The sequence below is a fragment of the Pseudoalteromonas aurantia genome (genome assembly GCF_005886875.1).
GTDB lineage: Bacteria > Pseudomonadota > Gammaproteobacteria > Enterobacterales > Alteromonadaceae > Pseudoalteromonas > Pseudoalteromonas aurantia_A.
The window spans coordinates 1-10894 of record NZ_PNBY01000087.1 but is presented as its reverse complement, the minus strand read 5'-3'; the positions used below and the strand labels follow the sequence as shown (position 1 = coordinate 10894).

The window sequence follows — 10894 nt, the reverse complement described above, 5'->3', positions numbered from 1 at the left end:
ACCGTCTTAACCGTCTTAACGACATGATAAGGTGTACTTTTATAATCAGTTAATCGATAAAAAAGAATGCACATGCGCTTTTATTGTGGTGTGCAGTGAAAAGAAATAATACACGATCAGGTCTAAGTATTGGTGGGGTTTATTAACCAGGTGCAATATGGATCAAGTTATTAAATCTGCAGTACTTTACATATCATTGTTTTTAGTGGCATGCGGTGGCAGTAGCAATACTGAACAACAATCAACAACTAATTCACCTGCCGCACCAGTGATCCCAGAGATAACAACGCCCGCAATCTCTGTGGTATACCAACTTACTTTTTCGCGTTCACGGCAAAATAGTAACTTTCCTACAAACTTCTCTAATAACGCTCATTTCTCTCCTATCGTTGGCCTAACTCATAGTCAGCCTAATGCATTCATCAAATTAGATGCCTCGCATCAAGCTTAAAAGTAAAGTGGCGCATTATTACACGCCACCTTAAACAGTCATTATGGCTGAATTGGGTGTAACTCAGCGCGTTCAATTTTGCCCTCTAAATTACGATAGGCATTTATTTGTGCGAAGTAAGCTTGGCCATTCAATGTTGCCGGTTTAACCACTGCGTAAAATGCAAAGTTAAGCCCCGCAACAACTTGCTGCTGCGCAGCTAATATATCGTAATGAACACCGACTAATGACTCAATTTGCTCTGCGGTTTGTGCTTCTGCATCTGTGAAATTTGCTCGTAGAGCAACTGAATCAAACGATCCAATCGGCGGAAAAAGTACAGGTTCACTGATCACTCGACTTGACGTTTGGGTATACGTACCATCTTTCTCATAGACCGTAACAAGCTCTAAGTTGCTAATTTTTGGCAAGTCAGGCGCTGTAACCTGCTCAACAAAACAATAAAACGCGAAGTTAATGCCATTTACTACTTGAGATTGACCTGCAAGTGGCGAAATATTCACGCCTTCGCGTTTATTAATATGTTCAAACGCGCTGATAAACTCTTGATTAAAATCCTTTGCCAATACCACTGAACCAAATCCGCCTACATTATGAATTGCTTGAGACATAATATTTTCCTTTGCTATCTCTAAGGTTATGCTTTGGTACTCTGCGAGCACCTCGAAATTGCTTTAAGTTTAGAGAGTAAGCGCCAATTCACAGTATCACTTAGGTATCAGTTTGGTATCAGCTTGATAACGCACTCTGATATCATGTCATGTGAATAATTACTGACACAGTGTATACAATCCGTAACAACCTCTATTGCGATGGGAAGTGGTGACCCAGTAAAATAGCAACTAAACTTAGTGTTTTATTTTTGCAGGGATCAGAACATGAATGGACGCGTTAAACTAAATACGCAAAGGCTAAAGGAATTACGTAGAAATATGGGATTAAGCCAAGAGAAATTAGCCTGTGCATGCCAAGATAAATCCCTTTGTGTGTCTATCGCGACCTTAAAACGAGCCGAGTGTGGACTTAACGTTTACCACCGTACAGCACGGGAGCTGGCGTTGTTTTACCAGATCCCAGTTTATGATTTGCTTTGTGACACGCTATAGTTATTAAGCCATTCAACTCACATAATTCAGCATAAAAGTCTCGCGTTATAAGGCCCACAAAAGTGCCTTACGCTTTTTTCACAAACTTAGCAGTCACCATCATCTCGCCTACGCCATCAACTTTACAGTCTAACTGGTGGTCTTTGGCCTCTTTGATTCGCCGGATCAGCGCACGAGTACCAATTTTAATAACCTGAGAGCTACCTTTAATTTTTAAGTCTTTAATAACCGTTACTTTATCGCCATCGGCCAACAAGGTCCCATTCGCATCTTTCACAGAGATAGTATCCTCTGCCAGCTTCTCATCAGGGTTCCACTCAAAAGCACACTCAGGGCAAATCAAGTTAGATTGATCTTGATAAACATATTCAGATGAACAACTTGGACAAGGAGGAAAAGACATAAGCAACCATGAGTAATAAACAATGCGCCGCATTCTAATAGATCATTACGCGCTAAGCGAGTTTATTGCTTACTTAAGAGTGCCCTAATCCAAAAGTACCGACTTAAATACAACGTGCTATTGCCTTCTCTTTTTAACAGCACATTTCACATTCTCTTCACAGCCCCTTATTTATTGTCGCAGTAACATTATCGATAGGATTAACGCCATGTTGAAAAAAGCCATACTCACATTAATTACCTTAGCCATACTCACAGGTAGCCTAGCCTACGGTGCGAAAAGCTGGATTAAGAGCTTACTCCCTGAAAAAGCACACTTTATAGCACTAAAAAAATCACAAGTAAGTGACTTACCCTATTTAACTGACAATATTCCTGCACCCAGAGGGAAAATCCTCGCGGTTGTAACCAGTGTCGATAAAATGGGGGAAAACAAAGCAACAGGCTATGAGCACACCGAGCTTGCACGCGCTTATTGGGTATTTATCGCAAATGGTTTTAGCGTTGATATTGCCAGCCCACAAGGCGGAAAGCCGCCAGTTGTGATAGATGGCGAAGATATGGGCGCGTATGATTATGCTTTTTTAAACGATAAAGTCATTCAGCAGCAAGTTGCAAACTCTATCCCACTTGCAAACATCAACCCAGATGACTACGAAGCGGTATACTTCGTGGGTGGTAAAGGCACCATGTTTGACTTTCCAAACAACCCGCATATACACAATATTGCAAAAACCTTATATCAAAATAATAAGGTCGTCAGTGCGGTGTGCCATGGCCCTGCTGCACTTGTTAATGTGAAGCTCGACAATGGCCAGATGCTTATCAGTAATAAAAATGTCAGTGCTTTTACTAATGAAGAAGAGCTATTCCTCATACCTGATGCAAAAAAAATCTTTCCATTCTTGCTACAAGATAAGCTCATATCACAAGGCGCACAATTTCAAGCTGGTATTACTTACCTAGAAAAAGTAACACAAGATGGTAAACTCATTACGGGTCAAAACCCATGGTCGGTCTGGACATTAGCTGAACGGGTAGTCACTGAACTTGGCTATGAACCTAAAGCCAGACAACGTACTCCTGAAGAATATGCAATTGCACTGCTCTTAACCTATGAAGAACATGGCTTTGCAGCTGCAAATGAAGAGCTAAAAGCGCAGCCTAAAGCATATCAACGCGTGTTGATTGTGATGCACGCAATACTCGCATTCATGCAATTCGATATAAGTAAAGGCATTGATATATTGAGCTTGGCGAATCAACTAAAGCAGTTAAGTTAGCGCTTAGGATAAATGGCTTCGCTACACTGCGGCTTATAGATATAGGTCGCAGCGGCTGGTTCAAAATGATCACCGCACTCAAAAAACAATAATAATAAACACAGCCGTATTAGGCTGAACTTTAGGACACCGATGCAAGTTAAATCACTACTACAAATAATACTGTTTAGCTTCACTTTATGTGCGATCAATCTCGTTTATGCGAATGAGACTAAAGAACTTGAACAACACGTCGCCACAACCCTTATCGAAGAAAACCTCGTTGGCATAACATGGTCAATTGTTTCAGATAACAAACACTATTCTGGTAGCGCAGGGATGGCTGATATTGCAAAGCAACAGCCGATGGGAAAAGCGAAAAAAGTACGGGTCGGATCCGTTACTAAAACCGTTTTAGCGATGGGAGTGCTTAGGTTAATTTCCGAAGATAAACTGACTTTAGACTCTGAAGTGGCACCTTATCTCCCTAACCTGTCATTTAATAACCCTTGGGCAAGTGAAGCCCCTATTCGTGTTCGACACTTGCTTGAACATACCGCGGGTTTAGACAACATTAAAATGCGCCAACTATTAAATCCGACTTATACTCCTTCGGCCCCATTGAACCATGCATTTTCTCAAAACCAAAAAAGCTTACTCACTCTCAGAACCAAACCAGGTACGCATTATGCCTATTCAAATATGGGCTATGCGTTGCTGGGTATGATCATTGAAAAAGTCACCCAGCAGCGCTACGAAACCTACTTAGACGATCATCTATTAAATATGCTGGAAATGTACGATAGTACCTTTGAGTTTACAAGCCAGACTGAGCAAAGCCCCCCCCATTCATTAGCAATGGGGTATCATGAAAACAAGGTAATGCAACATTCAGTACCTATTAGTTTAAGGCCTGCCGAGCAGTTCACAACAACAGCGCCTGATATGGCAAAGTTTATGGCATTTGTGTTGGGTGATGGCACAATTGGCGATGGCGTATTCATAAAATCCGATTTAATGGCGATGCTTGCTATGCCTCATAATACCGATGCAAAAAATGCAGGCTTACTGATGGGGCATGGATTAGCATTCGCAGTCAGGGACCGCCACGGTGCAGTTGGGATGTGCCATCCAGGGCAAACCTTTGGCTTTACCGCCTACATTTGCCTCTATCCAAAAGAAAAAAAGGGCTTTTTTTATAGTATTAACACCGATGACGAATCTGCAGATACCGAAAGGTTTAATGCACTGTTCATACAGCACTTAAACCTCTTACCGATATCACCTTTACCCAGCGCGCACATTGATAACCAAAATAAGCAGGTCGACGGCCCCTATGTTTTAGCGCCAAATGGCCTGGCTGAATTTGCTTTTGTCGATATGCTCTTTCACTTTATGTGGGTTGAGCACTCACAGCAGCACTTAGTACTCAATCCCCTGCAAAGCTCAGCAAAGCGCTTAACCGCACTGGGTAATAACTTATACAGACAAGCAGGAAGGACCCAAGCCTCACACGTAATTTATACCAATGAGAAGCAAGAGGTGTTTATCTCTAACGGTTTAAAAACGTATAAGAAAGTGAGTATCACTAAGCTTGGGCTTTATTGGCTCAGTATGCTCACAGGTTTGCTAGGGCTTGTGTTTATTTTTATCGTTGGCGTTATAAAGTTATTTACGCCGAGCCGTTTCAGTAGATCTAATTGGTCGTTTATTAATTTACTGCTATTTACAGTACCTGCGTATTTATTCTGTGAACAATCATTCATCGAATTTGGACTGCTCAATAGCGCCAGTATTTCATTGATTGTCATCGCGACTCTACTCCCAATAACATTGGGCTACTCATTATTTTATCAAATAAAACAGGCTCAGAATAATTACAAAGAAAAAGTGCATACCCTTGCACTAGCATCAGCACTGCAATTTTGTGTAATACTTATTTGGTGGGAAAAATATCCGCTTATATTTTGGATCTAACTTTTGCCGCGTTAACATATAACCTGCGTCACACATATACTTTGTAAGTAACATGACAGCCTCATTCTTTGCTACTTACAAAGCCCTAAAAAGTACACACTGCGATAATATTCAATACAACTGAAAAAGCGCAGATACCTATAGAATATTCACCCTAGCTCAAACGTCGTAATACCAAACACTTTATGATGGGCAATATCAGGCAACCCGCGCTGATACATTCGAGACGTTACAAAAACCACTTCCATATCTTCATTTAATGCTAACTCAATGGCAAGGGGATTATTTTCGGGTACATCTAAAATAATAACCTCGCCAGCTATGTCCTGCTGCAAAGCGCTAAATAATTGTACGGCAACTTCTTGTGTATCAGCAAACAACGGCCCGACCTTATGGCCCTCAACGCATTGCCGTCTTACTGCATACCCTCGAATTTGGCCATTTTCAATCACGCACACCGATTTGCCTTGTGTTTGCTGTAACCACCCTTTTAAAAAAGTATCTCGCTTTGCTGGAAAGCACTGTCTATCATAATCAATTATTTCAGCAATATGTGATTGTTTAATATCATATGTCTTAGATGACAATGCCTGAATCCTTCGTTAGGTCGTATTAAGTACTTTACCGGTCGTCACGATGGAACGAGTTTTGTGGGGACTTGGTATTCTAATCTTGGAGAGCAGGGTGATTGGAAATTCTCACCTCAATATCAAGATAGTTTAAACAGTTGCCAGAGTATTTTACAAGCAGGGTTTAGTACTGGGGATGGCCAATACACGATTCAAACTGACAGCAATGAAAGCGTAACTGTATACTGTGATATGACAACAGATGGCGGTGGGTGGACACTGGTCGGTAGCTTTCCTAAAAATCATGCTGGTGGTATTAAATCTTTAACCGATTATGGCTCAATCCCAGCTACGTCTGACTTCAACCCAAGCGTACTATGGATGTATCAAGGTGGCCTTAGCCATTTTTCTGATGCAAGGGAGCAAGTAGCATGCTCGCAATCACAATGTACAGATGGGAAGTCTGTATATGGGGTAAACATGTCTACCGTCGAACTTGAAAACGTTCGCCTTTCATGGGCTCATGAAGATAAAATGATCGCAGTGCCACAGCGCACAGATATTCCAACTTGCCGCACAAGTTTGAACGATGCAACTACTACGTTTGAAGGTTGTACGAACCCCGCATACGTTAACATGGTTAACACTCCTACTCTTTTAGGCTGGCAAAATGATGTCAATGGTCGCTATTGCTGGGCTGCACGAGGAACGTATAAGCCAAACTCTGTCGGTTCTTCACTTTGTAACAGTTCAGAACCAAATGGAACTAAATCGGCGCTTTTGTGGATGCGTTAAGTGCAAAAAAACACCTTATTTTTAAACTACAAAAAAGAGCTTTCTAAACTAACTATAAAAAGCAACGCTGGTTGTTTTTGATAGTGAGTTAGCAGTATGTGCTTTTGTACATACTGCTAGGTTAGATAAATAATATGCGCTTTTTCTAGTTCAACAAAAAGTAAAACCTAGCATTTTTAAATAACAATCAGATGATAGCTATTTTATTAGAGCATTCGCACAACATGCTAATTAAGCATCATATTCGCAGCCATAACGACCAATAGCCCTGCGAAGATTTTTTTAATCGTGGGCACAGGCAAATGGTTAGTTGCTTTTGCACCCAAAGGCGCAGTAAACCACGACGTACAAACAATCCCCAATAAAGCCGGTAAATACACAAAGCCTGCAAATCCATCTTGTAAAGAAAAGTATGTGCTCCCTGAGCTAATGTAGCCGATAGAACCAAACAGTGCGATCACAATGCCGCACGCTGATGCACACCCTATCGCTTTTTTCATATCCAGTGAAAAGAAAGTCAATAAAGGGACCAATAATGCCCCACCACCGATGCCTATCATTGCCGATAAGCCTCCAGTAATGGTCGTTAAAGTTGTTAACACTCCTTTATTGGGGAGCGTGCGTTCTGTCGGTTCATTATTTTTACTGCTTAAAAACATTTTTATCGCAATCAATACGACACTGATTGCAAAAATAACACGCACAACCTGCTCTGGTAATAGCGCGGCCATAAAGCCACTGATCAACGCACCTAACGCTACCCCAGTCATGATCCATGGTGCTAAGTCCCATGGCACATTACCATTTTTATGATGAGCTATTGCAGAAGAAGTCGAAGTAAATAATATCGAGGCCAATGACGTCGCGATTGCAACGATAACCACCTGTTCAGGCGGTAATATCGCTAAGTGAAGTAAAATAGCGCTTAATATAGGAACTATTACCAGCCCCCCACCGATCCCCAACAACCCAGCTAAAAAGCCAACACCACTGCCCAATACCGCACAATATACAACCAATAATATCAATTCACTCATTGTGTCTATCTCTTATTATAATTAAGGGGCAATCACACTATCTGAAAGCCGTTTTATAGGGGAAACTAGGTATTAGGCTAATACTATAATTCATGGCATATTTTGAATGCATCACTAGAAAAGCCTCAATGAGAACCTGCGACATTAGCAAAACATCCCCAAAGCAATAACCCTAAATTAGGTTTGTGATCCAACCTATCAGCGTAATTTGCTTTGTTATACTGACTCTTGCTTGAGCGTCTTATTTCACTCAACACTATGAATTACAAGCTTTATATCTAAATTAACCATATCTGATCAAATTATATCAATATAACGAACGCCCACTAACACTTTTACTCACCATAAGCCGTGAATATTCCTCACGTTTTACATGAGAAAAATAAATACAAAACATCTAGACATCCAAACATCCAGACACCCGCATGCTAATTTGTCTGTTTTCGCTCAAAATATGCTCCATCAAATTGGTTGATACGCTTAATTACCTTTAACGTGAATATGACTCATGTTGTATCTGAAATTAAACCGTTTTTCTTCAAGTCGTGAACAACGTATAAATCACACTATGCTCTTAACGCTAAACACCATAACGGTGGATTCTGAACGTACATAGACAGAATAACTATATTACTTCCCGGTTATTACCTACTGGGTAACGCAAGGAAGTAGATTAGAAAGACCAGAAAGAGCAACAACTAATTCAGGTTTTATCTCAGAAAATTGGATACCAGATCACAATGAATAAAGAATTTACATTTACGATTAAGAGCATAAGTCTCGACGAAAATTATCACCCATCTGACAATACGCGTATCACGACGAACTTTGCGAACTTAGCAAGAGGCAGTCATCGTCAAGCTAACTTACGTAACGCGTTAAAAATGATTGATAATAGTTTTAATGCATTGGCTAACTGGGATAACACCAAAGGAGACCGTTATTCAGTTGAACTGGAGATAGTGTCAGTAAACATGGATATCGAAGGCAGTGGTCAAACGTTCCCATCGATTGAAATCTTAAAAACACACATCATCGACCATAAAACCAATAAGCGTATTGAAGGGATTGTTGGCAATAACTTCTCTTCTTATGTTCGAGATTACGACTTTAGCGTGTTGCTCCAACAGTACAATAAAGATCAGCCTAAATTCAGCATCCCTGAGAACTTTGGTGAATTACATGGCAAGCTATTTCAGTACTTTGTAAATTCACAAGTGTATAAAGAAAATTTCAAAAAGCCGCCAGTTATATGCTTAAGTGTTTCAGATAATAAAACTTATCATCGCACTGAAAATCAACATCCAGTACTCGGCGTGGAATATCTACCTAATGAATCATCATTGACGGAACAGTATTTCAAAAAAATGGGCTTACAGGTGCGTTACTTCATGCCACCAAACAGTGTTGCGCCGTTGGCATTCTTCTTCTTCGGTGATTTGCTTAATGACTACACAAGCCTTGAGCTGATCAGCACCATTAGTACAATGGAAACGTTCCAGAAAATCTACAGGCCAGAGATTTACAATGCAAATGCGGCTGCGGGTACATCGTATAAGCCAAATTTAAAGAACTTAGATCATTCATTAACACAAATTGTGTATGACCGAGAGGAACGCAGTAGATTAGCCAGTGAACAGGGTAAATTTGCTGAAGAGCACTTTATCAAACCACATCAACATGTGCTTGATAAGTGGTCACAGAGCTACGTGCTGTAAGCACAAACAATAAAACCACGCCCTCGTGGCGTGGCAATACTGCGGAATAGTTTACGTTCAGTCATTAACCCTATATATGCGACATCATCAATTATGAAAACATTATTACCGACTTCAACAGCAGGCAGCTTACCAAAACCTTTGTGGCTTGCAGAACCTGAAACACTTTGGTCTCCTTGGAAATTACAAGACAACGAGCTTATTGTCGGCAAACAAGATGCTTTGCGTCTGTCATTACAAGACCAACAGTATGCTGGTATTGATATTGTTAGTGACGGCGAACAAACTCGTCAGCACTTTGTGACCACCTTTATTGAACACCTTAATGGCGTTGACTTTGAAAAACGTGAAACAGTAAAAATTCGCGATCGCTACGATGCAAGCGTACCAACCGTCGTTGGCCCTGTTAGCCGCCAAAAGCCTGTTTTTGTTGAAGATGCTAAGTTCTTACGTAAGCAAACCAAACAACCGATAAAATGGGCATTGCCTGGGCCTATGACTATGATCGACACATTGTATGATGCCCATTACAAAAGCCGCGAAAAGCTGGCATGGGAATTTGCAAAAATACTCAACCAAGAAGCCAAAGAGTTAGAGGCAGCGGGTGTTGATATTATTCAATTCGATGAACCAGCATTTAACGTATTTTTTGATGAAGTGAATGATTGGGGTATTGCAACATTAGAGCGTGCTATTGAAGGGCTCAAATGTGAAACAGCGGTGCATATTTGTTACGGCTATGGCATTAAAGCCAATACAGATTGGAAGAAAACCTTAGGATCTGAGTGGCGACAGTATGAAGAAGCCTTTCCTAAACTACAAAAGTCGAGTATTGATATTATTTCACTGGAGTGCCACAACTCTCATGTGCCAATGGACTTACTTGAGCTCATTCGTGGTAAAAAAGTCATGGTAGGTGCGATTGATGTTGCCAGTAACACCATTGAAACACCTGAAGAAGTCGCTGATACTTTAAGAAAAGCACTTCAATTTGTTGATGCAGATAAACTCTACCCATGCACAAACTGTGGTATGGCCCCGCTATCGCATACCGTCGCGAGAGGAAAGTTGAACGCGTTAAGTGCAGGTGCCGAGATCATTAGAAAAGAGTTATCGGCTAACACTTAAACCATATTGGCTAAATCTACTTACGAATTCATTGAGTAACGTCTACGAGGCAAAATTTATTGCCTCGTTAGGTAAGGTTTTTACTCCAGCGCTTTTGCCTTTTTAGTTAAGGCATAATTCACTTTTGCAGCCCCAGGGTGAGATCGTGAGTGTATTTTTATCAATTAACACAATCTATCTTGCTTTGAGGGGTCAAACATGATCGTATACTCCATTTTTGAGTAAAGCGCCATTATGAGCTTGAACGTTTTGACAAAACACTTTGAATTAATAGAAGACCCACGCCAAAAAATTAAAGTAATTAACCCTTTACTCGACGTCTTGTTTCTTACCGTAGCAGCTATCATTGCTGGTTGTAAAGGCTGGGAAGACATTCAAGATTTTGGCCATTGCAAGCTCGAATGGCTGCGTCAGTATGCCCCTTTTAAGCACGGTATTCCAGTTCATGA

Annotated in this window: 12 protein-coding genes; 8 read left to right on the top strand and 4 right to left on the bottom strand. The window is 40.8% G+C overall.

The genetic code is table 11. The features are described 5' to 3' along the window. Positions 1–157 precede the first annotated feature (157 nt). On the top strand, positions 158–451 hold the full coding sequence (locus CWC18_RS16465; protein WP_212747737.1) for a hypothetical protein: 294 nt from the start codon (positions 158–160) through the stop codon (positions 449–451). 41 nt (positions 452–492) lie between these two features. On the opposite strand, the gene CWC18_RS16460 is transcribed toward CWC18_RS16465, so the two are convergent. Continuing rightward, positions 493–1062 carry a hypothetical protein gene (locus tag CWC18_RS16460; protein WP_138675712.1) on the bottom strand — a complete coding sequence of 190 codons (570 nt, stop codon included), beginning with the start codon at positions 1060–1062 and terminating at the stop codon, positions 493–495. Positions 1063–1329: 267 nt separating this feature from the next. On the opposite strand from CWC18_RS16460, the gene CWC18_RS16455 reads away from it, so the two are divergent. Continuing rightward, positions 1330–1557 (top strand): helix-turn-helix domain-containing protein, encoded by a 228-nt coding sequence (locus CWC18_RS16455; RefSeq protein WP_138593051.1) that lies wholly within the window; start codon positions 1330–1332, stop codon positions 1555–1557. Positions 1558–1624: 67 nt separating this feature from the next. On the opposite strand, the gene CWC18_RS16450 is transcribed toward CWC18_RS16455, so the two are convergent. Continuing rightward, complete coding sequence (locus CWC18_RS16450) at positions 1625–1960, bottom strand: zinc ribbon domain-containing protein YjdM (protein WP_119861280.1); 336 nt, start codon at positions 1958–1960, stop codon at positions 1625–1627. Between the two features lie 208 nt (positions 1961–2168). Here CWC18_RS16450 and CWC18_RS16445 point away from each other — a divergent pair, with 208 nt between their 5' ends. Then, entirely contained in the window at positions 2169–3242 is a 1074-nt protein-coding gene (locus CWC18_RS16445; protein WP_138675711.1) for a type 1 glutamine amidotransferase domain-containing protein, read from the top strand. Between the two features lie 132 nt (positions 3243–3374). Continuing rightward, positions 3375–5198, top strand: coding sequence for a serine hydrolase domain-containing protein (locus tag CWC18_RS16440; protein WP_138593053.1), 1824 nt, complete (start codon positions 3375–3377; stop codon positions 5196–5198). Positions 5199–5347: 149 nt separating this feature from the next. Here CWC18_RS16440 and CWC18_RS16435 read toward each other — a convergent pair whose 3' ends face one another. Then, on the bottom strand, positions 5348–5785 hold the full coding sequence (locus CWC18_RS16435) for a hypothetical protein (protein WP_249348280.1): 438 nt from the start codon (positions 5783–5785) through the stop codon (positions 5348–5350). Between the two features lie 63 nt (positions 5786–5848). Here CWC18_RS16435 and CWC18_RS16430 point away from each other — a divergent pair, with 63 nt between their 5' ends. Then, positions 5849–6562 (top strand): fibrinogen-like YCDxxxxGGGW domain-containing protein, encoded by a 714-nt coding sequence (locus CWC18_RS16430; protein ID WP_212747736.1) that lies wholly within the window; start codon positions 5849–5851, stop codon positions 6560–6562. A gap of 227 nt (positions 6563–6789) precedes the next feature. On the opposite strand, the gene CWC18_RS16425 is transcribed toward CWC18_RS16430, so the two are convergent. Then, on the bottom strand, positions 6790–7599 hold the full coding sequence (locus tag CWC18_RS16425) for a sulfite exporter TauE/SafE family protein (protein WP_138593055.1): 810 nt from the start codon (positions 7597–7599) through the stop codon (positions 6790–6792). Positions 7600–8339: 740 nt separating this feature from the next. On the opposite strand from CWC18_RS16425, the gene CWC18_RS16420 reads away from it, so the two are divergent. The 3 genes from CWC18_RS16420 to CWC18_RS16410 form a co-directional block, all read left to right on the top strand. Next, positions 8340–9317, top strand: a complete 978-nt coding sequence (locus CWC18_RS16420; protein ID WP_138593056.1) for a DUF1852 domain-containing protein — start codon at positions 8340–8342, stop codon at positions 9315–9317. Between the two features lie 93 nt (positions 9318–9410). Next, positions 9411–10445, top strand: a complete 1035-nt coding sequence (locus CWC18_RS16415; protein WP_138593057.1) for a methionine synthase — start codon at positions 9411–9413, stop codon at positions 10443–10445. A 234-nt stretch (positions 10446–10679) separates the two neighbouring features. Then, positions 10680–10894 (top strand): transposase family protein (locus tag CWC18_RS16410; protein ID WP_138675710.1); only part of this gene is annotated, 215 nt, incomplete at its 3' end.

Excerpts from the sequence above, each read along its gene's own strand:
- CWC18_RS16415 (WP_138593057.1), top strand. The coding sequence starts at position 9,411 with ATGAAAACATTATTACCGACTTCAACAGCAGGCAGCTTACCAAAACCT.
- CWC18_RS16450 (WP_119861280.1), bottom strand. The coding sequence starts at position 1,960 with ATGTCTTTTCCTCCTTGTCCAAGTTGTTCATCTGAATATGTTTATCAA.
- CWC18_RS16445 (WP_138675711.1), top strand. The coding sequence starts at position 2,169 with ATGTTGAAAAAAGCCATACTCACATTAATTACCTTAGCCATACTCACA.
- CWC18_RS16455 (WP_138593051.1), top strand. The coding sequence starts at position 1,330 with ATGAATGGACGCGTTAAACTAAATACGCAAAGGCTAAAGGAATTACGT.
- CWC18_RS16425 (WP_138593055.1), bottom strand. The coding sequence starts at position 7,599 with ATGAGTGAATTGATATTATTGGTTGTATATTGTGCGGTATTGGGCAGT.
- CWC18_RS16460 (WP_138675712.1), bottom strand. The coding sequence starts at position 1,062 with ATGTCTCAAGCAATTCATAATGTAGGCGGATTTGGTTCAGTGGTATTG.
- CWC18_RS16440 (WP_138593053.1), top strand. The coding sequence starts at position 3,375 with ATGCAAGTTAAATCACTACTACAAATAATACTGTTTAGCTTCACTTTA.
- CWC18_RS16465 (WP_212747737.1), top strand. The coding sequence starts at position 158 with ATGGATCAAGTTATTAAATCTGCAGTACTTTACATATCATTGTTTTTA.
- CWC18_RS16420 (WP_138593056.1), top strand. The coding sequence starts at position 8,340 with ATGAATAAAGAATTTACATTTACGATTAAGAGCATAAGTCTCGACGAA.